Below are 22,324 nucleotides of genomic sequence, written 5' to 3' on the forward strand. Positions count from 1 at the left end.
AAAAATTAACCCTTTATAATCAATAGTAAAAAATCTCTAGCAAGGACTTTTGCAAAAGTCTCAACGAATCAAATGGTTATCATTCTTTTTTTGTAGAAGAAACGCTATTCTTTTCTATTTTACTGATCTTGGTTGTTGGATGTTGAGTGCGTCGTGTCATCTTTCCGATGATAACGAAGAATAAGGGTACAAAAAAGATAGCCAAGAATGTGGCGGCCAACATGCCTCCAAATACACCTGTTCCGATAGAGTGTCGGCTTGCTGCTCCCGCTCCAGAAGCGATGACAAGGGGAAATACACCAAGAATAAAAGCCATGGATGTCATGATGATGGGGCGAAAACGAAGACGTGCTGCTTCCAGCGCTGCATCGGTTAGTGACACGCCCGCAGTATACCGCTGATTAGCAAATTCAATAATCAGGATTGCATTCTTTGCGGCCAGCCCGATTAGGGTTATTAAGCCAATCTGAAAATAGATATCATTGTTCAATTCTCGAACCCAGATAGCGAGTAATGCACCTAAAACCCCGAAGGGTATCGCGAGGATGACTGCGAATGGAATGGACCAGCTTTCGTATAAGGCAGCCAATACCAGAAAGACCATCAGCAAGGCAAAGGTGAATACCAGGATGGATTCTCCTCCGGCCTTTTTTTCCTGAAAGGAGATTCCGCTCCAGTCAATTGCGAAACCACGCGGTATCAGTATTTCGTCGGCGGTCTGCTCCAGTGCTTCCAGTGCTTGTCCTGAACTATAGCCCGGTGCGGCGCCGCCCAATATAAGGGCGGTATTAAACCCATTGAAATGGGTTACCGGGTCGGGGCCGCTGCTAAATTGAGTGGAAACGACGGAATCCAAAGGGATCATGGTATGTTCGGTGCCATTTTGTGCGCGCACATAAACTTTGCTGATATCCTCTGGGTTGGATCGATATTCCGGTAGTGCTTCTGTTTGCACGCGATAAACGCGGCCAAATTTTACAAAATCATTGATATATAGATTTCCGAAATAAGCCTGCATGGTATCGAAGATTTCAGAAATAGGAACACCCAGTGCTTTTGCCCGTTCCCGATCCACCTGAGCGTAAAGTCGAGGTGTACTGACACGGAAATTGGTGCTGGCAGCCGCAATGGCTGGATGCGCTACAGCTTTGGCTACAAACTCCTGAGCGACGGTCGCAAACTCAGTAAAATCTCCACCACTGGGATCTTGTAACTGGAGTGAAAAGCCGCCTGTGGAACCGAGCCCTGGGATAGTAGGCGCATTAAACGCCAGAATCATCGCTTCGGGAATTTTAGCAAATTCTTCATAGGCTGCTGCAATCAGGCCTGGAACCTGTTCACTGCTATCTGGACGGGTATCCCAATGGTGTAGCGGAACGAACATTGTCGCCTGATTCGTTCCTCGTGTACCGAATACAAAGTTTTGGCCGACCAGAACATCCGTCGAATGAACCGCTGGATTTGCTCCAAAATAGGTTTCTATTTTTTCCAGGACCTCTGTCGTACGTGTTTTGGAAGCCCCTTCCGGTAGTTGAAAGATCGTAATAAAATAACCTTGATCTTCTTCTGGAAGAAAACTGCCTGGAATTATCTTGAACAGTCCAGGAATAATAGCAATGAGTGTGGCAAAAACGGCCAGAGCAATGATCGATCGTTTGAGGAGGATACTGACCGCTCCAACGTAACGTGTTTGTATCCAATCAAACGAGCGGTTAAATATTTTCCAGAATCCGTGAGGTGCGCCGTGGCCGGGTTTAAGAATCAGGGCACAAAGTGCGGGACTGAGTGTAAGCGCGACAAATCCGGAAATGGCGACAGAGAGCGCGATCGTAATTGCAAATTGTTTGTATAATTCGCCAGTAATTCCTTCCAAAAAGGCAGCCGGTACAAATACCGCCGCCAGCACAAGGACGATCGCAACCACGGGTCCCGTTACTTCATCCATGGCCTTTTTGGCTGCATCTTTGGGTGAAAGACCGCCTTGGGTAATATGGCGCTCGACATTTTCCACGACAACAATTGCATCGTCCACCACAATGCCAATGGCCAATACCATGCCAAACAAAGTTAGCGTGTTAATTGAAAATCCCAATGCTTCCATGCCTGCCAGCGTTCCAATGAGGGAAATTGGAACGGCGAGGGCTGGGATCAATGTTGCACGCCAACTCTGTAAAAAAAGAAAAACCACCAGGATGACCAGGAGCGTAGCCTCAACCAGTGTTTTTGCCACTTCCTTAATGGAGACATCAATAAATGTGGTCGTGTCATACGGAATATCATAGGACACGCCTGTCGGAAAGCTTTTGGCTAGTTTCTCCATTTCCTGGCGAATCTGTTTGATGGTGTCGAGCGCATTAGCCCCAGGGGAAAGAAAGGTCAGAAGGAATCCATTCGGCTTTCCGTTCCATCTTCCTTCGAGGTCATAGGATTGAGCGCCCAGTTCTACCCGTGCAATATCGCGCATTCGGATCATGGAACCATCTGGATATGCTCGAACGATCATATCCTCGAATTCACTGACTTCACTCATCCGGCCACGTGTAATCACGGGAATGGTCAGTTCGGTGTTCTTGGAGGTGGGTTCGCGCCCGATTCTTCCGGCAGGAAAGTCTCGATTCTGTTCGCGTACCACAGTTGCGATTTCAGTGGGTGTAATATCGAGTTGCGCCATGCGGATGGGATCGAGGATCAACCGCATTGAATAATTTTGCGCACCGAAGATGATGGCGTCGCCGACGCCGGGGATGCGTTTAATGTTATCGAGAACCCGAAGCAAGGCATAGTTTGAGAGAAAAACCGCTTCGTGCCTGGGATCGGTCGAACTCAACATGATCACTGCCAGTAAATCCGGTGATACCTTCTTTACACTGATGCCTTGACGAATGACTTCATCGGGCAACTGGGGTTCGGCGAGGCGTTGCCGATTCTGTGTCTGAACCTGTGCGATATCGACATCCGTCCCAATTTCGAATGTAAGCCGCATTGTCATATGCCCATCATTCGTACTGGTAGAATCGTAATAAAGCAGGTTATCAATACCAGGGAGTTGTATTTCGATCGGCCGCGCCACAGCCTCAGCGACAATTTCTGCACTGGCGCCCGGGTAATCTGCCTCAATCTGTACCATGGGTGGCGTGATTTGTGGAAACTGCGCTATTGGCAAGCTTCGCAAAGAAACCAGACCGAATATCACGATTAGAATCGATAAAACTGCCGCAAAAATTGGACGGTCAATAAAGAAATGGGAATTCATGGTGATTTTTGAGTGATTTCTTCTGGATAAACATTGGGATCAAGCGTCTTTTCATCCTGATAGGGGACGGCTTCCACTTGCACTCCAGGCTGAATGCGATGAAATCCTGCTACGATCACGCGTTCTCCGACATGAAGACCGTCTTCGATCAACCATTCTTTTCCATACCATGCGCTGGCTTTCACTGAGCGGAATACGACTGCTTCGTTCTCATTAATGACATAAACAAACGACCCTGCAGGGCTTTGCTGAACAGCTCGTTGCGGGATCAGAATCGCATTGGGTCGAATGTAGCCCTTCAGGCGAATCTTAACGAATTGTCCGGGATAGAAATAAGATTTTCCGGGAGAAAAACCGCCTTCCGGATTGGGAAACTTAAATCGTCCCTGCAAGGTGCCCGTTTCAGATCTCAGGGTAGTTGCTGCGAAGTCAAGTATTCCCTCTTCCGGATATACGCTTCCATCCGAAAAAGTCATCACGCCATGTAATTTAAAAATATCCGGTCTTTGTACCTTGGCTTCAGCCAGCTCGCGGCGGCGTCGAAGAAGGTAGCTTTCGGGAATATTTACGTTGACGTACATGGGATCCAGTTGATCTATCGTAGTCAAAAGGGTGGTTTGAGCCGAAATGAGCTGTCCTTCATAGAAACGGCTGCGATCGATACGGCCATTTACGGGTGCGCTAATGAGCGTATTGTCCAGGTCGAATTTCGCTTTAATCAGATCATTTTGTGCAGCCCTCAGCGTGGCTTCAGTGCCCAATACCTCAGCTACGGCATCATCGACATCTTTTTTGCTGACAGCCTGTTGTTCCAGTAAGGGGCGAACACGTGCCAGGTCCTGTTTGACCTGAACCAGTCGGGCTTTGGCCTGAGCAACTCTCGCTTCGCTGCTAAGATAAATAGCTCTAAAAGGAACGGGATCAATCAGGTAAAGTTTATCCCCTTTTTTTACGTTCCGACCCTCAGTAAAATAAATTTTATTAATAATTCCGGCTACCTGAGACCGAATCTCGACGGGGCGAAAGGCCTCGGTTTGTCCGATAAACTCAGGTTCATCCGGAACCGTTCGGGCTGTCACGGTAATAACTTCTACCTGAGGGATAGGAGGGAGTAGATCTGTAGATGCTTTTTCTGAACAGCCCGCCAGCGAAATTAAGAACAGCCCGACAAGTAGCCCGAGATTCATGCGTACAATAATCGTTCTTGTCCGAAAGGCTAAAATCATTAATGGTGATGTGTGCTTATCAATCATGGATTCCAGTGAGTTAAATAGCCTATAAGATGAGTAGCAAGGCAACCGTAATTAAAAAACTCTCCACCTACCATCTAGTTTAGAGTATCGAAATCCGCATAAGTGCGGAAAAGTATTTTATTTTAAATTGCCATGGATTTTGATGATGTATCCATGATTATGGCACCCACCCACCGCCCAAGGCTTTATAGAGCTGAACGATGGATATCAAATGGAAACGATGCGTTGCTGTGAGGGAGAGCTCAGCATCGAACAAATTACGTTTGGCAAGCAGTACATCGACATAACTGGTAATACCGCCCTCGTAGCGTAGATCGGCCACATGTAAAGCTGATCGCAGCGCTTTCACCTGTTCTTGCTGCGCCTTGCGTTGATCATTGGCGGTGCGAATAGCGATCAACGCATCTTCGACTTCCTTGAATGCTAAAAGGATCGTTTGTTCGTATTGTGCCAGCGCCTGTTTCATTTGTGCTTCTACCGCCCGTTGTTCAAAACCCAGGCTCTGCGCATTGAGTAATGGACCTGCCAGTCCGATTCCACCTGCACCAAATTCGCTGCCGGAAAGCAATAGATTAGACAAAGCCGGGCTGGCTACACCCAGTAATCCGGTAATTGAGAATCTGGGAAATCGTGCGGCTTTGCTGACTCCGATTCGAGCAGTCGTCGCTGCCAGGATTTGTTCGGCTTGTAAAATGTCCGGTCGCCGTTGCAGTAATTCGGACGGTAATCCAGCCGGGATTTCGGGTGGAATCAGCTGCTCCGTTAATAAGTGACCGCGTGTAACTGGCAGCGGATTGCGCCCGATCAATACGCTCAGTTCGTTTTCTTTCTGAACAATTTGTCGTTCAAACCCAGCTACTCGAGCAGCAGCATTGGCGCGCTCTGCTTCGAACTGATCTAAATCCAGGCGGGAAGTGAGTCCGCCTTGTAACTGTGCACGGGAAATGGCAACTGACTTCTCCCACGAGGTCAGTGCACGTCGGGCAATATCCAGCTGCATATCGAACTGTAACAGATCGAAATAGGATTGTGCTACGGTACTGATTAGCGTCAGAATGATCGCGCGCTGATTTTCCTTACGTGCGAGTAGATCTGCACGGACGGCCTCATTGGCACGACGAATTCTGCCCCAGATATCCAGTTCCCAATTGAGTGTTGTTTGTCCGAAATAACTGAAAGGTGTCGGAAAGCCGGGATTGGGAAATCCACCAAGCGTGCCAAAGGCTGGTGCATTGGCTCCTATTTCCATTTTCGGAAGGAAATCCATTTGCGTAATTCCCAGGCGAGCCTGGAACTCCTCGACACTGGCTACTGCCTGTTTAAGATCTTTATTTTCCGATAAAGCCTGACTGATGAGGCGTTGGAGCTCTTCATCATGAAGGAGTGCCCACCAAGGAAGATTAGCAATAGATTGTCCTTCTGTCTGGCTCATACGGAACTGATCGGCGGTTTCGATATGTGGCCGTAAATAGTCGGGGCCCATGGCGCAGGACACGATCAGTAGACTTGGGAGTAGCATCAATATGCGTATCCAGCCAGGATGGTGTTTTTTCCTGGAGGAGCTTACTTTTAATGATAATTGCCTGGATTTGATATGAGGCATATCGAGCATATTGGTTCGTTTAAGGTCTGAAATTGATCTGAAACTGAATTAGCTATAATAGTAGTAGGGGTAACAATTTTTTAAATATAACATCCTAGTGTTTTTGTAGATACTGAAATCTGGTATATGCTGCTTGGTATCATTTTTCCAGAATCGGAGTAATTTGGCACAGCTACTTGTTTATTGCTAACCGATATAATAACAATCACTGTTTTTTAGAGTATGTATGGCGATTTAGTAATTTTATGTAGGCTGATGATCTATCATTTTAAGGATTCACAGAAAATACTTAATCTCATGAGGCTCTTGCAAAAGCCCTCGCCAGAAGCTCTTGATTATTTATTATAAAGGGTTAATTTTTAAACTACTGGGATTTTGCAAAAATCTCGAACATTGTATCTAATCTTAGTAAGGCTTATTAGCGTCGATATTTATTACACTTTGTTATATGTATCAAATTACATTGTTCGTAGCATTATGAAAACATTGAAAATATAACTTCAGGCATGGTTCTTGCTTATTAAATATTATATACATTAAGAGACTTTTGCAAAAATCTCATTAACTGTAATTTTTTTCTGTATATGAGGAGTTGTCATCGAACAGCATAGAGCCCTGAGTTTATCCAGGGGTATATCTATAAAAAAATATGAAGAGGGAAGAAACGTGTTGGGTTCAAAAATAAAAATAGTACATGGGTTTATATTAACAATAGTTATATTAATTTCTACCAATACACAGGCCTATTTTGTTCGTCCTGTTGTTACTTTTGGAAGTCAAGTCACCGATGGTTTGATGTTGAACGGTGCTACTAGTAAGGCTGTTCAATTTAATGATGATGCACGGTCTACAGTAGATTTGTCAACAGGAGAAATGTCGTTATTTGCGCAAGGCAATGGATCTAGCGTTTCGAGTTCAGCGCAAGGTACTATGGGCGACACGATTAATTTTCGGAATGGCATGGGGACAAATGTAGATATTTCTTTTGGGCTAGATGCCATTCTTAATGCAACGATTATTGGTGATACACCTAACAGTTCTTTTTTAGGCTGGAGTATTGCCGTTGCAGTTTTCGAGACAGGTCTTGTAGACCATACCAATTTCTTTGGGAATGCGCTTCAGGATGATCCGGGTGACATTGCACCGGTTTTTTTTCGACAGATTAGTGGCAATCAAAACAGCCCAGCATCTGATATTGTTAATTTTTCCATTAATGAAAATATAGAGAGTAGTATTTTACTTGAAAGCAATAACGTCACTCTTGATTTCTTTTATTTGGCTAGTCTTTTTGGAGCATCTAATGGTGAGGTTAGCTCATACACACTTGATGGGGAAAATACAGCCACAGCGGGCATAACAGTGGCACCGAACGTAATTACTACTTCTGATTCAGGTGTTTTTCCGGTAAACATGACTACGACAAATGTACCTGAGCCCAATATTTTTGGTTTACTCGGACTTGGATTGCTATCTATGTTACTTTTCTTACGAGCTCGTAAAGTTATTTAAGATTTATAATAAGTCATCAATCTAATAATATTACAAAATAATACTGGCCCGGATCTGATCTAATGGTTGCTAGGTTTTTGATATATCTGTCGGATTGGCTTTGAGTTAGTATATATAAGACCGCCGCATAACTGTGTTTTCGAGCTTTTCTGATTACTTATAGCATTGATAAATCAAACACTTAAAAATCTTTCCCAGCCCAAGATAACCAGTTATGCAGCGGTCTTTATATTGTTAAGACCTCTGCATAACTATGTTTTTGAGCTTTTCTGATTACTTGCAGCATTGATAAATCAAACACTTAAAAACCTTGCCAGCCCGAGATAACCAGTTATGCAGCGGTCTTTTGTTTATCATTCAAAAGGTATTGGGTGCTGTAATCATGAGGTATTTTTCCAGAGAGCGATACATCTGATTTGCACAGCGGAGAGGAATGAAGCGATATTTCTAGTGTATCTTGTGACGATGCCGCGCTAAATTTGAAGAGACTTTTGCAAAAATCTCTTCTGGATAGCAATGCGACGGATCAGCATATCCCATAATTTTGCTATCGAAATACTCTGTGATATTTCAGGGAAGATAGGAGTAGGGGGGTGAATCATGAGCGTGTTACTAATAAGAAGTGAGATTTTTGCAAAAGCCCTCCAAATAGGTTCTATATTATTGATTATAAAGTATTAATTTTTCAACTATTGGGGTTTTGCAAAGGCCTCGAAGTCTTCATAGCAATTTTGCACTCATATTAGACGATTGGGATTTCACTGTCAGGTTCTGATTCTGGAGAAATATTTTCATTAAATATTTCAACATGTTCGGCAACTTCTCGATTATCCTGGAATTGTGCGATATGATAAATGGCTTCGCCTTCATGGACGAGGGGTATTTCGGATCGGCCTATAATCAGGCCACCGCAAGGAGAAATGACCGGTACCTCGAAATTTGATACGGGATCGCTCATCACGCCCAATACGTCATTTTTTTTCACTTTGACGCCCAAAGATTTCGCTGCCCTGAAAATACCACTCTCCGGCGCCCTGATCCATTGACTGGAACGCGCAATAAACGGTTCCGTTGCGCTGGATTTGTGTACTTTTCGGGTAGTCAGCATATTTAAATGTCGCATGACGTCCAGAATTCCGCGAAGCCCGGCACGTATGGCAACTTCATTAAATCTTAAGGCTTCACCTGCTTCATACAGCAGCATCGGGATACCAAATTCGGAAGCAGATTCACGTAGAGAGCCATCCCGTAGATTTGAGTTTAGCAATACCGGAACATTAAAAGATCTAGCTAGCTGGAGGGTTTCCGCATCATCCAGATTTGCGCGTATCTGCGGTAAGTTACTGCGATGAATTGCACCCGTATGTAAATCGATACCATGGGTACATTTCGTTACAATCTCGGTCATAAACAAGTCAGCTAGTCGAGATGCTAAGGAACCTTTTTTGGAGCCAGGGAAAGAACGATTTAAGTCACGTCGATCAGGTAAGTAGCGGGAATGCTGAATGACGCCATAAACATTGACCATTGGTATTGCAATAAGGACGCCGCATAACTTATGGAGGGCTGGCTGTTTTAGTAATCGTCTTATAATTTCGACACCGTTAAGTTCGTCCCCGTGAATCGCAGCACTAACGAATAGTCTTGGGCCTGGCTTTTTGCCACGTATAACATGTATGGGCATGGTCATCAAAGTATGCGTGTAAAGCCGTGGTAATGGTAAATCGATCATGATGTTGCAACCTGGCTCTATGGGTTGGTTATTGATGATCAATTCTGTGGTCATTGTTTATCCTTTCCCACGGGTTCGGGATTTATCTACAGCATGTTCAAGCGAGATGATCCTCTTTTCGATAAATTGAATAATCAATGCAGCAATGTTTTTATTGCTGGCAGTTTCAATTCCTTGTAATCCGGGTGATGAGTTGACTTCCATGACGACAGGCCCATGATTGGAGCGTAATAAGTCAACGCCACAGACATTCAGTCCCATAATTTTCGCGGCTCTGACGGCTGTTGAGCGTTCCTCTGGTGTTAATCGGACGAGTGAAGCCTGTCCACCGCGATGTAAATTGGAACGGAATTCTCCTTCTGGTGCCTGGCGTTTCATTGATGCAACAACCTTATCGCCGATTACAAAGCAGCGTATATCGCTTCCACCTGCTTCCTTAATAAATTCCTGTACCATGATGTTTGCATTGAGTCCCATAAAGGCTTGGATAACACTTTCTGCAGCTTTATGGGTTTCGGCAAGGACAACGCCGATTCCTTGTGTTCCCTCTAATAATTTAATCACGAGTGGTGCGCCGCCAACTTCCGAGATTAAGCCTTGGATATCATCTGGATTATGTGCAAATCCAGTGACGGGTAAGCCAACTCCTTTACGTGCCAGCAACTGCAGCGATCTTAACTTGTCACGCGAACGTGTAACGGCAACGGATTCGTTTAATGGGAAAACATCCATCATCTCAAATTGTCGTAACACAGCCGTGCCGTAGAAGGTAACGGAAGCGCCGATTCTGGGTATCACAGCATCAAAGCCTTCTAATATCTCTCCACGATAATGAACTTTCGGATGATGAGAGGTAATATTCATATAGCAACGCAGCACATCCAGTACTTTCACTTCATGTCCTCGCTCAGTTGCGGCTTCGACCAGTCGTTTGGTGGAATAAAGCTTGGGGTTGCGGGATAGAATTGCGATTTTCATGCTATATCCTTTCTAGTTCATGGCATTGTATATAAAATATGCGCAGATATAATTTGATTTTTAGAGTCGCCCTTGCAAATAAGAAGCACGAGGATTAACCAGAAAGTGATTATTAATCGCTGTACGACCCAGTAACATGCGAAATTGCATGGTATCACGGTTAGTCAGTGTCAATTCTGCAATGAAAGCACATGGTCCCAGCCGAAAAAGTGTTTCTATGACATAGCGACGCTGCTTATGCCCACCGGAATCCGTAACTATACGTCGATCTTTTACTGGCGCATCACATTCAAGCACGATATCCAGATTATATTGATCGGGATGAATGGCAAATTTAACCCACTGTTGATGTTTTTTTCTATAGGCTTCAACCCAGAAGGCGTGCAATGCTGAGGTTCTTGCGCCAGTATCTATTTTTGCTTTAATTTTTTGAATGTTAAGATCTGGCAGGGTTATCCATTCCCGCCAGCCGATAATTGGAGATTGTATGTGTATTTTTTCATTCATTCAAAGTCTCCGAGAAACCTCAGCCTTTAGGCCGGAGAGGTAATGAAACGGTTTTGATTTGCCGTCCCGGGTGGTTTTCACTAAACAGCGCTATTGTATTATGTGAAGTATGGACGTCAAGTGCGCTTACCGATTTCGACTTTATCCAGTCAAAGAACAGGAAGTGATGTTTGAGAGTAGGCTTGGTTATGTACATACTTTATTCAAAGTAGCCAGACTGACAACTACCACCGTCACTCGGGACGTGACAGGATGGTATTTCGTTGCGCTGCCGTACGACCGATGCGATTTCAGTAAAACCGAGAGTGGCGGGTGTTGCTGGTATAAACCTCAAATTGACCTGTTTTTTTATCCTCTTAACGGGCCAGAAAGATCACCGTAATCGCGCGTACTCAACATATTCTGGGGCTGTCTCGTAATAGCATTTTACAAAATTTAAGGTGTTAACAATCAATAAGTTGTATAGTAAAAAATGGGTAAATCCTACATTACGAGACAGTTCCATCCTGTGAGACTTTTGCAAAAGCCCTTGCCAGAAGTTTTAGACTATTGATTATAAAGGGTTAATCTTCAACTATTGGGGTTTTGCAAAGATCTCTCTGTGAAAATGGAGTCTTGGCCTCGTTAAGCTGCAGCGAAGTCGATCAATGATGCAGGCGGGAGTGGGATTGCATTTATTCGAAAGTTTGAGCACTAGTTGCTGTCTGTAGTATGGACGCCTGATCTAAAAATTCAAGCAGCATACATATTAGCATTATGATGTGCTGGCGAAATAACCTGGATCTATAATCTTTGAAGGATTGGAGCTTTCTAATGTCCGTTGGTGATTTCACAGCGTATTAAAGAGCTTTTGTAACTTGTGTAAATTTGAATTGAAAGAAATATAGCCTAAACTAATTTCTGGCTCAGTACTTGAGGTAGCTATTATCTTAAAGTTATATTGAGACTTTTGCAAAAGCCCTCGCCAGAAGTTTTTTACTATTGATTATAAAGGGCTAATTCTTTAACTATTAGGGTTTTGCAAAGGTCTCATATTATATCAAAGACCGCTGCATAACTGTGTTTTTGAGCTTTTCTGATTACTTGCAGCATCGATAAATCAAACACTTAAAAATCTTATCCAGCCCGAGATAACAGTTATGCAGCGGTCTTTATCAATGACATGAATTGAGAATAGCGCAGCAAATCAGAATGATTTTGCAATAAAAGTTATTTAATGATGTGATTATTTAACTTGCCTTACCGCTAGTCTGAATACTGGCACCGATTTAGTTGATGATGTGGAAATCGGGTATGGTCATTGAATTAAAGTAAAGTATTTGTCTGATAAGACTGAATATAGCGGGTTGGGGTGCCTATCAAGAAGGAAGTTCTATTCTGTAATAAAAAAACAGGAAGAAGGTAGTGCATTAAACTTTCTTCCTGTTCAGGCTAACTTTGTAATTATTATTCAGACTTTTGACTATCTGTTTATCTACTGGTGGCACCTGCCATTTTTTCAGGTCCGTCGCAATAATATGCGCTGCCAGATACACGTGGACCTGATCCATATCCTGTTGCATCGTTATTCCATACCACGTGGGTTGCGTTTAGCTTGGATGCTTGCTCCAGGGCTTTATGTTTCCCTTTATTCTTCCAGACGGTGACATGAGTCACGCCGTAGCCAGATGAACCTTTAACATTGGCTATAAATTTGCAATTATTAACTTTAGCCGCAGCGACTTGCTGGATATCATATTTATTCCCGGCTGCGGTTACTACCGCTGGTGCGATCAATAATGCCATTGCTAATATCAACAAAAAATCCATAGGTGATCGAGATATTACTAATGGCGAATTTAATAATGTCTTGAGTTTCATTAGTATTTTTCCTCTGAAGATAGCGGTTTATTACGCTGCTCAGATAGTTCAATAAAAATATCTGAAGCAAATAACCACATTAACAATCCGTTCTCTCAGGTTGACAGTGATGTGCTTAATTGAATAATTAAATGCGTATCATTACCTTTTGCTAAATACCATTTTGGTTTTGATCTCGAACATTATTTATTCAATTTCAAATACTACCTCGAAGTTTTATAAAGTTAAATTTAAACTTCTATCTTGGTACAGGATGATACATATGAAGTAAAGAATAGAGAAGTAGTTGCAATCGAAATACATTGTTGCTTATGGAGATACAATAAGCTGACGCATGTAAAATGATCATTTTATTTCTTAGAGAGAGATGTTTAGTCCCTATTTTTCAATATTGTCACGGTTATAAAAAATGCATAACAAGACCAATCACAAAAGTCAGCAAGCTGGCTGGACTCGCTATGCTCGCCGGTGTTGGCAGCGTTAGCTTTAATTAATACTTGGGGAGGTATTTAGTGTCTTGGAAACAAGTTAAAAATGATGCTTTAGTAGCTTGCAGAAGGAATTTCTGCTTATGTCATTTATTCAAAGATCTTAAGATGGAAGCTCATCACATTATTCAACAAAGTGAAGGCGGTGATGATACGTTTGATAATGCTATTCCTTTGTGCTTTGACTGTCATGGTGATATGCGCAGTTACGACAAGAAACACCCTAAGGGTACAAAAAAGAACTAAAGCAACGCAGAGATGATTTCTACAGTTTTTTGCGTGATAACCCGACGTGGACGGCGAAGAATCAAAATAGTAATCATGAGACTTTTGCAAAGGTCCTCGTAAAAAGCTTTCTACTATTGATTGTAAAGGGTTAATTTTTCAGCTGCTGGGGTTTTGCAAAGGTCTTGAAGAGTATATTAATACTCATACACGCGTTGGTCTATTCTTCTAAATCAATTAGCTACTAGCCCGCTGCCGCACTTCCATCTTCTAGGTGCGGCTTTACTCGGCGTACATTCTTGGCTTCTTGTTCATAAGCTCGGTGCCGCACGTCCCAGATTTCTACCGCATGCTGAATATTGAGCCAAAACTCTGGGGTATTACCGAGTGCTGCACCTAACTTGATAGCCATAGGAGCGGTTAGAGTACCCTTGTCGTGTACAATGCGGCTCAAGGTATTTCTATGCACGCCCATGGCATCTGACAGCTCGCTAATTTCGATGTTCATGGGTTCCAGAAACTCTATCGTCAGCATTTGCCCAACAGTCACTGGGCGACGTTTTGTATTTCTCATAACTTTATACCTCCAAAAATGCTCCACTAGCCTCTGTACGCATGCGGGTCTAAATACGTATCCAGTGCGACGCCATCTTGCCAACGGAAAATCAGTCGATATTGCTTGTTCACACGGATGGAACACCACCCAGATAAACTACCTTGCAAATGTTCAAAGCGATTACCTGGTGGAATCCTCAAGTCGGATTCCTGTGTGGCTGCATCCAAAATCTGTAGCTTTCTAAAGAGTGCACTTTCAATAGTGCTAGGTATCTTTTTGTAACTCTGATCGGCTTCGTAAAAGGCTTCTAGCCATGTGTCTTTAAATTCAATCGCCATACTGCCTAATCATTTTTCATTTATTGTATGCACAATATGGTTGTGCGTCAAGGCGCATTTAAACGGAACTCATCAGGAATAGTAGCCAACGCTTTTGAAACGGCCTGTCGGCTGATTTTCAACCGCCGGGCGATCTCGACCTGTTTGAAACCAGTAGCCAACAACATCAGAATCTGTTTTTTTCGATCTGAAATGCGGTAGTTGACGAGTCGACGCGCCAGGTTTCTGATCCTATCTTCATCAGCAGGCTGTAGTGTTGTTTGCGCGATGAGGTTCATAATGAAGCGGTCGACATCCAACTTTCCGGTATGGGGTTTTACTTTTTCTGGCTGAGCCGACTGGCTAAGCAGGCGCTTAGCCTCCAGTTCAAGAGCTTCACGAGAGCGTATCGCCCTACGGTATTCTGGGTTCTAGGTTCCATCACGAAACTGAGGTCTGTGCTTACGGCAATACTTATGGCTCAGCCTCAACTTTTCATCATCATCGATCAAAGCCCATGCTTCACGATCGGAGACCTTTTGACGGTAGACGGTATATTCAACTGCTTTTATGATAAAATACTACTTTTAATCAGTGAGATGAGTATATATTGTGAGCTTTTCAGATTTTGATGCCGTGCGCCGCATCCGCAAAGGAAACTTTCTGAGAGACCTTTGCAAAACCCCAATAGTTGAAAAATTGATCCTTTATAATCAATAGTCGAAAACTTCTGGTGAGGGCTTTTGCAAAAGCCTCTCTGAATCAAATTGATGATCTGATTGACTGGGCATCCATCGAAAAAGCGATTGGTCAGCATTATGCGCCCGCAACTGATGTTACGGGTCGCCCAGCCTATTCAGGATTGCTCTTGCTTAAAATGCTGTTGGTTGGTATCTGGCATGACGGCCTCAGTGACGAGGCAGTTGAAGATATGGCTAATGCCAATCTGTACGTCATGCGCTTTCTAGGCCTGTCTCTGGAAGACGATGTTCCCGATCATTCAGTGCTGTCTCGTTTCAGAACACGCTTAACAGCTGCCCAGGCATGGGATAATCTGTTGGAACAAATCAATCAGCAAGTCCATGCACTTAATGTCACTGTCAAAACAGGCTGTCACATTGATGCCAGCATCACACATAGCCCACGTAAACCGAAGACTAAGCCGCCCTATGAAGTGGTCAACGACCGCGAAGAGCGAGATGATGAATCCTCTGCCCAAGCGACCATGCGAGTCATCGAAGTCAATCAACCCGGTGTAGATACAGATGCTCGTTGGGTAAGGAAAGGTGGTAAATCTATGTTTGGTTATAAACAACACACGTTGGTTGATGATAATGGTTTGGTGGTGGTTGAGACCACTGCTATCAATCAACGAGGCTTTTGCAAAAGACTCTAGTAATACAGGAAACGTCTGCTTTTTAAACAGGGCGGATTCAACTTTGAAGTGCAACTTTTGTAAGGAAGTTTATAGGCAAGCTGCGGTAGTATCGGAGCTACTTAAACGACCAAGTAAAAGGAGCACAGATGAATCACTACAAGCAGCTCACCAGAGAGCAACGATACCAGATTTCTGGCTTGAAGAAGGCAGGTTTGAGCCAATCACAAATTGCGGATGAAGTGGGCGTACACAAGTCGACGATTTCTCGGGAATTCAGACGGAACAAGGGTCGACGTGGTTGGCATCCCAAGCAGGCTCAGGAATTACGGGACGAACGTCGAAAAAATTGCGCCAATGCACAGCGTCACTCATTGTTGGAATGGACGGAAGTTGAGCGATTGATTCGACAGGACATGAGTCCGGAACAAGCGTCACAGCGGCTTGCTCTGGAAGGCGGGTTGCCGATCAGCCATGAATCGATCTACTTGCACATTTATGCAGATAAGCGCCGTGGTGGCGACCTGTGGCGGCACTTGCGCTGTCAGAAGCCGCGCAGGAAACGTTACGCGAGTGGTCAAGAGCGCCGAGGCACAATCAAGAACCGGATTGGCATTGACGAACGTCCGGTGATTGTGGAACAGAAGAGTCGCATAGGCGACTGGGAGGGCGACACCGTGATCGGCAAGAACCCCCGAGGCGCATTGGTCACATTGGCCGAAAGGAGGTCGCGCTACATTCTGGCAGCCCGAGTTCTCGACAAACATGCGTTGGGTGTGACGGCGGCAGTAACGCGGCTACTGCGCCCTCACAAAGGGAAGTGCTACACCATGACATTCGACAATGGGAAAGAGTTCGCGGAGCATCAAACCATCGCGGCGGAACTCAATGCGGATGTTTATTTCGCCCATCCCTACCATTCATGGGAGCGTGGCTTGAATGAGAACAGTAATGGGCTACTGCGACAGTATTTCCCCAAGGGGATGGAATTGGTTGAGGCTACTCAAGAACAAGTGCAATGGGCGGTGGATAGACTCAACCATAGACCACGCAAAGTGCTTGGATTCAGAACCCCGTTTGAGGTATTCTTCGGAAAGACGGTTCGCTACATCAAATCACCGTTAGGCGTTGCACTTCGAAATTGAATCCGCGCAGCAAATCAGGATAATAAATCGCTTATTCCGCAGTTTTTATGATTATGATCGGCTAAAACACATCAATTATTCAAAGTAACGACCATATTTGTGGGCTTTATTTTAAAAACTGGGTTTTGCAAAGATCTCATATTTTCAATCATCTAAAAACATCTTGGCTGGCATCGAACTAATGCAAATGATTAGCAAAGGTCAGATGATGATGGAGGGAGCTGGCAAGATATCTTTTGCTGAGCAATTTTATGGGCTGGCAGAGTAAATCCGTCTAGTTTAAAGGGATAGCATGCCAACTCATTCGAAATATGCTTTTTTGCGCTTAATGCGACGGAATCGGCGCTGCCAAACCTTGCCAGATGGCGCAATATTAAAAAAATTCCATAAAATCATGGATTTGCATCTTATTAAATGCTGTTTAGTGCCAGCTAGTACCTAACGCGTGATCATTCCCATTCAATCGTAGCGGGTGGTTTACCTGAAATATCATAAACGACGCGGTTAATACCACGTACTTCGTTGATGATGCGATTAGAAACTTTACTTAATAAGGAGTAGGGAAGTTCCGCCCAGTTAGCCGTCATAAAATCCTGAGTTTGAACGGCTCTTAGTGCTACAACATAGTCATAGGTGCGTCCATCACCCATGACGCCTACGGATTTTACTGGTAAGAATACCGCAAATGCCTGAGACGTTTTTTCATACCAGCCGGAAAGATGCAGTTCTTCAATAAAGATTGCATCTGCTTGTCTTAGTAACTCAGCATATTCGTGTTTCACCTCACCTAAAATACGGACGCCTAGGCCGGGTCCGGGGAAAGGGTGGCGAAAAACCATTTCGCGGGGTAAACCGAGAGCCAATCCGAGTTCGCGAACTTCATCTTTGAATAGCTCACGCAATGGTTCGAGTAACTGCAGGTGCAGTGTTTCGGGTAGACCACCTACATTATGGTGTGACTTGATAGTATGTGCTTTATTTGTTTTGCTACCGGCAGATTCGATGACATCAGGATAAATTGTTCCTTGCGCAAGCCATTTCGCATCGGTAATTTTGGCCGATTCTCTTTGAAATACTTCTACAAATTCTCGCCCGATAATTCGTCGTTTTGTTTCTGGATCCGAGACACCTTGGAGATATTTAAAGAATTCGTGACTGGCATCAACCTGAGTAACCGTAACATCTAGATTTCTTGTGAAAATATCCATGACTTGTTTGGCTTCATTGAGCCTAAGCAAGCCATTATCTACAAATACGCAAGTTAATTGTTTGCCAATTGCTCGATGTATTAATGCAGCGGCTACAGATGAATCAACGCCACCTGATAGACCTAGAATGACTTTATCATTACCCACGGCAGAGCGAATTTTGCCAATCGCTTCTTCCGCATAATTGGGCATATTCCAGCTATAATCGATGTTACAGATATCATGAACAAAATGTTCAATAATCGCTTTGCCTTGCAAGGTATGGGTAACCTCAGGATGAAATTGAATGCCATAAAACTGACGTGTTTCATCCGCCATTGCCGCAATAGGGGTGGCCGTATTGTATGCCATGATCTTAAAGCCAGGTGGTAATGTTACGATCTTGTCACCGTGACTCATCCAGACATCCAGAATATTCTGACCTTTAGTGTTAGTCCGGTCTTGAATATTCTGTAATAAGCTGCCGTCTGTTGCTGTGGATACTTCAGCATAGCCAAATTCTCTTATCCGGGCGGTCTCAACCGTGCCACCTAATTGTGCTGCCATCGTTTGCATACCATAGCAAATGCCCAATACCGGAATGCCTAGCTCAAATACAATTTGTGGTGCACGGGGTGTTTCATCTTCGGTGACCGATGCGGGGCCACCCGATAAGATGATTCCTTTAGGATCATAGTCTTTAATGAATTGTGGACTGATATCGTAAGGATGTAGTTCGCAATAGACACTGGTTTCTCGCACACGCCGCGCAATTAATTGTGTGTATTGAGAACCAAAGTCTAGAATAAGAATTTTCTGGTGCATATAGGATCGTTTCTAATCAACGTGATAGTTAGGTGCTTCTTTAGTGATTTGTACGTCATGCACGTGCGATTCACGGATACCAGCAGAAGTGATCTCAACGAACTCGGCTTTAGTATGCATTTCTTCAATTGTGCTACATCCCAGATAACCCATGCTGGAACGCATACCACCTGTAAGCTGATGGATAACTGAAGTAATACTGCCCTTGTACGGAACGCGACCTTCCACACCTTCAGGTACTAATTTATTGCTGTTTTTTTGTTCAGCTTCCTGAAAATAACGATCGCTGGATCCTTGCTCCATAGCAGAGAGTGAACCCATGCCGCGATAGCTTTTATACGACCGTCCTTTAAATAACTCGATTTCTCCGGGTGATTCGGTTGTTCCAGCAAATAAACCGCCTAGCATAATGGAACTAGCGCCTGCTGCTATTGCTTTAGCAACATCGCCAGAATAACGGATACCACCATCGGCAATGATCGGCACACCGGTTCCTCTTAATGCTTCGGATACATTGTGAATGGCAGTGATTTGTGGCACGCCGACACCTGCGACAATGCGTGTGGTGCAAATCGAGCCAGGTCCAATTCCGACTTTCACAGCGTCAACTCCATGGTCAACCATCGCTCTAGCCGCTGTTGCTGTTGCAATATTGCCGCCAATAACCTGAATGTGTGAGAAGCGTTTTTTAACCCACTCTATTCGTTTAAGTACACTTTGGGAATGCCCATGTGCGGTATCAACAACAATGACATCCGCTCCAGCTTCGACCAGTGCTTCTGTACGTTCATCACTGCCTTCGCCAACACCGATGGCAGCACCGACGCGTAATCGTTCTTGGTCATCCTTGCTGGCACAAGGATGTTCCGATGTCTTGATAATATCTTTTACAGTAATCAAGCCACGTAGTTCAAAATTCTCGTTAACTACCAGGACTCTTTCTAGCCGGTGTTGATGCAATAGTGCCATGGCTTCAGCACGAGTTGCCCCTTCTTTGACCGTGACCAACCGGTTTTTTGGCGTCATGATATTCTTAATCGTCTGATCTAGCTTGGTTTCAAAACGAAGATCTCGATTCGTAACAATGCCGACCAATTGGGTGCCAGTTACAACGGGCAGTCCTGAAATCTTGTGTAAATGGATAAGTTCAAGTACTTCACGTACGGTCATATCCTGAGGGATAGTAATGGGATCTTTAACCACGCCACTTTCAAAACGTTTGACTTGCGCCACATGCTTTGCCTGGGATTTTATCGGCATGTTCTTGTGAACGATGCCGATGCCACCTGCTTGTGCCATTGCAATAGCAAGTCGTGCCTCAGTGACGGTATCCATTGCGGCGGATACGAGTGGAATATTCAGGGAAATTGTTCGTGTCAGTTTAGTGCTCAGGCTTACATCCCGCGGTAAAACCGTTGAATGGGCGGGGAGCAATAGAACATCGTCGAAGGTGAGTGCTTTTTGAATCAATTGCATACTAACAATCCTTTGCAAAGCGCTATTATAGCGAAACTAAGCGCGAATATTTCATGAATTAATATGAGTAAAGTAGATTTTGATGAATATCATGCTTTCTGAGATTTTTGCAAAAGTCCTCGCCATAAGCTATATAATATTGATTATTAAAGATTAATTTTCAAATTATTGGGGTTTTTCAAAGATCTCTTTCTGAGAAACTTAAGCTGGTAATTGTAATCTGGCAATAACATTTATTCATATTGTTGAAATGATAGCTATCAATGGGAGAATTGGTCAATGTATGAGAATCTGACAGGATAAAGAAATGGGATTAAAAGAATGGACCAATCGTGATCATGATCTATACGTAATAATCAACTGATCCAGCAAGATGAAACCACTATTTTTGATGTGACTAAGCATCGTGTGACATCCTGTTGTGAAAAGGCTGAATTTATCTTGATTCTTTCCGGAGAGAAATATGCGACATATCCTGCTGCCAGCGCTACTATTTGTATTAAGCATCGTTGCACAGGCTCAAATATATAAGTGGGTTGATAAAAATGGTCATATGCAATATTCCGATTTGCCACCGCCATCAGATGTCACCCAGGATAACAGGGGGCTCAGTATTCAATCGATGCCACCGCGATTCGATGACAATAATAAAACTAATACTGGAAAAAGTTTGTCTGAAGAAAAGTTGGAATTCGAGAAACGACAGCTTGCCAGGCGAGAAGCTGAGAATAAACGACAGATTGAGGCTGAAGAAAATAAAAAGAAGTGTAACGAGGCTCAAGGTAGATTGAAAATATTCCGGGAGTCACCCCGCTTGACTATACCTGATGGAAAAGGAGGAATTGTTTATGTTGATAGTCATATGCGGGATGAGAAAATAGAAAAGGCGAAAAAGAATATCGCGGCCTACTGCAACTAAGCAAGGGTAGAAACCTTATAATAAGTTAATAAGTGCTCACGCACTCTCATTCATTGAGCGAGATCTTTGCAAAACTCCAATAGCTTAAAAATTAATCTTTTATAATCAAGATTATATAACTTTCGGTGGGGGCTTTTGTAAAAGTCTCTGAGCAAGTATGTTTGACAGATGTACCTGAAGCGCTGGAAGTACGTCGGCTTCAAACCACGGATTCCGGCGTAGCCAAAGATTGTTTCTCGGGCTTGGATGTGGTAGCGGGATTATGTGCGGCCAGTGGGTGCGCCATGCTTTAACCCGGTTAGTGACAGAAAGATTCGCTTCGTTAAAATAATATGTTTGCGCGTATTGCCCGAGCACTAGAGTAACTTTCAGATGTCGCAGGTGTCTGAGAAGCGCTGTGCGCCAAATAGGGGCACATTCGGGTCGGGGGGGCAAATCTCCCGATTGTCCTGAACCGGGGAAGCAAAAACCCATCGGTAAAATAGCGATCTGCTTGGGGTCATAGAAGGTTTCGTATGTTATGCCCAACCATTCACGTAAGCGATTCCCGCTAGCATCATTGAACGGTATCCTTGAGTTATGAGCTCTTCTGCCGGGTGCTTGCCCCGCAATCAGAATACTTGCTTCTGGATCCAGTTGAAGGATTGGCCGAGGGTCGAGCGGTAAATGGGCTTTACAGGCTGTGCAGGCCAGCACTTCAACTAATAAAGATGAAAAGGGCATTCTGGACATGGTTTCCTCACTTGAGTGGCTAAACATCAATTCAGCAGCTGTAGTGGCAACATCGCTTTTTCCATCATAAGCTTATACTTCCCAAACCTGTTTCATCAAGGCATTTTAATATGGCTGGAAATTCAAATATTTTTTGTGTACAGTATATTAGGAGAGACCTTTACAAAGCCCCAATAGTTTAAAAATTAACTCTTTATAATCAAAAGTCGAAAACTTCTGGCGAGGGCTTTTGCAAAAGCCTCCAGGAATGGTTCCTTGTCTGTATTTAGCTTAGATAATTTTTAATTTAATTTAAATTAGAAAGAATGGGATGGAGGAATCGTTCTGCTTTACCGTGGAACATCAGTGTTATTTTTATCTAAGTTATTGTTTGTGTATTAGTAT

General features: G+C 43.8%; 18 protein-coding genes and 1 pseudogene. 5 read left to right on the plus strand and 14 right to left on the minus strand.

Features of this window, described 5'->3' with window-relative positions; genetic code table 11:
* Positions 1-79: 79 nt before the first annotated feature.
* The 3 genes from BUQ89_RS06690 to BUQ89_RS06700 all read right to left on the minus strand — a co-directional run bounded on the left by BUQ89_RS06690 (position 80) and on the right by BUQ89_RS06700 (position 6,025).
* The gene (locus tag BUQ89_RS06690; RefSeq protein WP_028461168.1) at positions 80-3,253 is read right to left on the minus strand and encodes an efflux RND transporter permease subunit; all 3,174 of its coding nucleotides are present in this window, start codon (positions 3,251-3,253) and stop codon (positions 80-82) included.
* The gene (locus BUQ89_RS06695; protein WP_051537550.1) at positions 3,250-4,506 is read right to left on the minus strand and encodes an efflux RND transporter periplasmic adaptor subunit; all 1,257 of its coding nucleotides are present in this window, start codon (positions 4,504-4,506) and stop codon (positions 3,250-3,252) included. Before BUQ89_RS06695 ends, BUQ89_RS06690 begins: the two co-directional genes overlap by 4 nt.
* 157 nt (positions 4,507-4,663) lie before the next feature.
* A complete protein-coding gene (locus tag BUQ89_RS06700) occupies positions 4,664-6,025 on the minus strand; it encodes an efflux transporter outer membrane subunit (protein WP_036572829.1) in 1,362 nt (453 codons plus the stop codon).
* 750 nt (positions 6,026-6,775) lie between these two features.
* On the opposite strand from BUQ89_RS06700, the gene BUQ89_RS06705 reads away from it, so the two are divergent.
* Entirely contained in the window at positions 6,776-7,618 is an 843-nt protein-coding gene (locus BUQ89_RS06705; protein ID WP_028461171.1) for a PEP-CTERM sorting domain-containing protein, read from the plus strand.
* A 380-nt stretch (positions 7,619-7,998) separates the two neighbouring features.
* On the opposite strand, the pseudogene BUQ89_RS14170 reads toward BUQ89_RS06705, so the two are convergent.
* From BUQ89_RS14170 to BUQ89_RS06725, 5 genes and pseudogenes are all read right to left on the minus strand, one after another.
* Positions 7,999-8,091, minus strand: a pseudogene (locus BUQ89_RS14170) (IS5/IS1182 family transposase); the annotation flags it as partial.
* A gap of 269 nt (positions 8,092-8,360) precedes the next feature.
* Positions 8,361-9,404: a succinylglutamate desuccinylase/aspartoacylase family protein gene (locus BUQ89_RS06710; protein ID WP_028461172.1), complete on the minus strand. Its 1,044-nt coding sequence runs from the start codon at positions 9,402-9,404 to the stop codon at positions 8,361-8,363.
* Positions 9,405-9,407: 3 nt separating this feature from the next.
* Positions 9,408-10,328 (minus strand): 30S ribosomal protein S6--L-glutamate ligase, encoded by a 921-nt coding sequence (gene rimK, locus BUQ89_RS06715; protein ID WP_028461173.1) that lies wholly within the window; start codon positions 10,326-10,328, stop codon positions 9,408-9,410.
* Positions 10,329-10,388: 60 nt separating this feature from the next.
* Entirely contained in the window at positions 10,389-10,835 is a 447-nt protein-coding gene (locus tag BUQ89_RS06720) for an ATP-dependent zinc protease family protein (protein WP_028461174.1), read from the minus strand.
* 1,470 nt (positions 10,836-12,305) lie between these two features.
* Positions 12,306-12,695, minus strand: a complete 390-nt coding sequence (locus BUQ89_RS06725; RefSeq protein ID WP_051537551.1) for a hypothetical protein — start codon at positions 12,693-12,695, stop codon at positions 12,306-12,308.
* 512 nt (positions 12,696-13,207) lie between these two features.
* Here BUQ89_RS06725 and BUQ89_RS13915 point away from each other — a divergent pair.
* Positions 13,208-13,429, plus strand: coding sequence for an HNH endonuclease (locus BUQ89_RS13915; protein WP_218146743.1), 222 nt, complete (start codon positions 13,208-13,210; stop codon positions 13,427-13,429).
* Positions 13,430-13,652: 223 nt separating this feature from the next.
* On the opposite strand, the gene BUQ89_RS06735 is transcribed toward BUQ89_RS13915, so the two are convergent.
* From BUQ89_RS06735 to BUQ89_RS06745, 3 genes are read right to left on the minus strand one after another with little or no spacing between them, the layout of a single operon-like run.
* Complete coding sequence (locus BUQ89_RS06735) at positions 13,653-13,982, minus strand: HigA family addiction module antitoxin (protein WP_028461175.1); 330 nt, start codon at positions 13,980-13,982, stop codon at positions 13,653-13,655.
* 26 nt (positions 13,983-14,008) lie between these two features.
* On the minus strand, positions 14,009-14,302 hold the full coding sequence (locus BUQ89_RS06740; RefSeq protein WP_028461176.1) for a type II toxin-antitoxin system RelE/ParE family toxin: 294 nt from the start codon (positions 14,300-14,302) through the stop codon (positions 14,009-14,011).
* Positions 14,303-14,349: 47 nt separating this feature from the next.
* On the minus strand, positions 14,350-14,601 hold the full coding sequence (locus tag BUQ89_RS06745) for a LuxR C-terminal-related transcriptional regulator (protein ID WP_143071234.1): 252 nt from the start codon (positions 14,599-14,601) through the stop codon (positions 14,350-14,352).
* A 413-nt stretch (positions 14,602-15,014) separates the two neighbouring features.
* Here BUQ89_RS06745 and BUQ89_RS06755 point away from each other — a divergent pair, with 413 nt between their 5' ends.
* Together BUQ89_RS06755 and BUQ89_RS06760 are read left to right on the plus strand one after the other, a co-directional pair.
* Positions 15,015-15,677: an IS5/IS1182 family transposase gene (locus tag BUQ89_RS06755; protein ID WP_051537552.1), complete on the plus strand. Its 663-nt coding sequence runs from the start codon at positions 15,015-15,017 to the stop codon at positions 15,675-15,677.
* Between the two features lie 128 nt (positions 15,678-15,805).
* Positions 15,806-16,801 carry an IS30 family transposase gene (locus tag BUQ89_RS06760; protein ID WP_074202542.1) on the plus strand — a complete coding sequence of 332 codons (996 nt, stop codon included), beginning with the start codon at positions 15,806-15,808 and terminating at the stop codon, positions 16,799-16,801.
* 449 nt (positions 16,802-17,250) lie between these two features.
* On the opposite strand, the gene guaA is transcribed toward BUQ89_RS06760, so the two are convergent.
* A complete protein-coding gene (gene guaA, locus BUQ89_RS06765; RefSeq protein ID WP_028461180.1) occupies positions 17,251-18,813 on the minus strand; it encodes a glutamine-hydrolyzing GMP synthase in 1,563 nt (520 codons plus the stop codon).
* Between the two features lie 12 nt (positions 18,814-18,825).
* Positions 18,826-20,289: an IMP dehydrogenase gene (guaB, locus tag BUQ89_RS06770; protein WP_028461181.1), complete on the minus strand. Its 1,464-nt coding sequence runs from the start codon at positions 20,287-20,289 to the stop codon at positions 18,826-18,828.
* Between the two features lie 463 nt (positions 20,290-20,752).
* On the opposite strand from guaB, the gene BUQ89_RS06775 reads away from it, so the two are divergent.
* Positions 20,753-21,208, plus strand: a complete 456-nt coding sequence (locus BUQ89_RS06775) for a DUF4124 domain-containing protein (protein ID WP_028461182.1) — start codon at positions 20,753-20,755, stop codon at positions 21,206-21,208.
* Positions 21,209-21,319: 111 nt separating this feature from the next.
* Here the strand turns inward: BUQ89_RS06775 and BUQ89_RS06780 are convergent, their stop codons facing one another.
* Complete coding sequence (locus BUQ89_RS06780; RefSeq protein ID WP_245812928.1) at positions 21,320-21,940, minus strand: uracil-DNA glycosylase family protein; 621 nt, start codon at positions 21,938-21,940, stop codon at positions 21,320-21,322.
* Positions 21,941-22,324 lie beyond the last annotated feature (384 nt).

The organism is Nitrosomonas cryotolerans ATCC 49181 (assembly GCF_900143275.1).
Taxonomy (GTDB): Bacteria; Pseudomonadota; Gammaproteobacteria; order Burkholderiales; family Nitrosomonadaceae; genus Nitrosomonas; species Nitrosomonas cryotolerans.

Excerpts from the sequence above, each read along its gene's own strand:
- BUQ89_RS06700 (WP_036572829.1), bottom strand. The coding sequence starts at position 6,025 with ATGCTACTCCCAAGTCTACTGATCGTGTCCTGCGCCATGGGCCCCGAC.
- BUQ89_RS06710 (WP_028461172.1), bottom strand. The coding sequence starts at position 9,404 with ATGACCACAGAATTGATCATCAATAACCAACCCATAGAGCCAGGTTGC.
- BUQ89_RS06690 (WP_028461168.1), bottom strand. The coding sequence starts at position 3,253 with ATGAATTCCCATTTCTTTATTGACCGTCCAATTTTTGCGGCAGTTTTA.
- guaB (WP_028461181.1), bottom strand. The coding sequence starts at position 20,289 with ATGCAATTGATTCAAAAAGCACTCACCTTCGACGATGTTCTATTGCTC.
- BUQ89_RS06740 (WP_028461176.1), bottom strand. The coding sequence starts at position 14,302 with ATGGCGATTGAATTTAAAGACACATGGCTAGAAGCCTTTTACGAAGCC.
- rimK (WP_028461173.1), bottom strand. The coding sequence starts at position 10,328 with ATGAAAATCGCAATTCTATCCCGCAACCCCAAGCTTTATTCCACCAAA.
- BUQ89_RS06735 (WP_028461175.1), bottom strand. The coding sequence starts at position 13,982 with ATGAGAAATACAAAACGTCGCCCAGTGACTGTTGGGCAAATGCTGACG.
- BUQ89_RS06780 (WP_245812928.1), bottom strand. The coding sequence starts at position 21,940 with ATGTCCAGAATGCCCTTTTCATCTTTATTAGTTGAAGTGCTGGCCTGC.
- BUQ89_RS06775 (WP_028461182.1), top strand. The coding sequence starts at position 20,753 with ATGCGACATATCCTGCTGCCAGCGCTACTATTTGTATTAAGCATCGTT.
- guaA (WP_028461180.1), bottom strand. The coding sequence starts at position 18,813 with ATGCACCAGAAAATTCTTATTCTAGACTTTGGTTCTCAATACACACAA.
- BUQ89_RS06695 (WP_051537550.1), bottom strand. The coding sequence starts at position 4,506 with ATGATTGATAAGCACACATCACCATTAATGATTTTAGCCTTTCGGACA.
- BUQ89_RS06760 (WP_074202542.1), top strand. The coding sequence starts at position 15,806 with ATGAATCACTACAAGCAGCTCACCAGAGAGCAACGATACCAGATTTCT.
- BUQ89_RS06720 (WP_028461174.1), bottom strand. The coding sequence starts at position 10,835 with ATGAATGAAAAAATACACATACAATCTCCAATTATCGGCTGGCGGGAA.
- BUQ89_RS06725 (WP_051537551.1), bottom strand. The coding sequence starts at position 12,695 with ATGAAACTCAAGACATTATTAAATTCGCCATTAGTAATATCTCGATCA.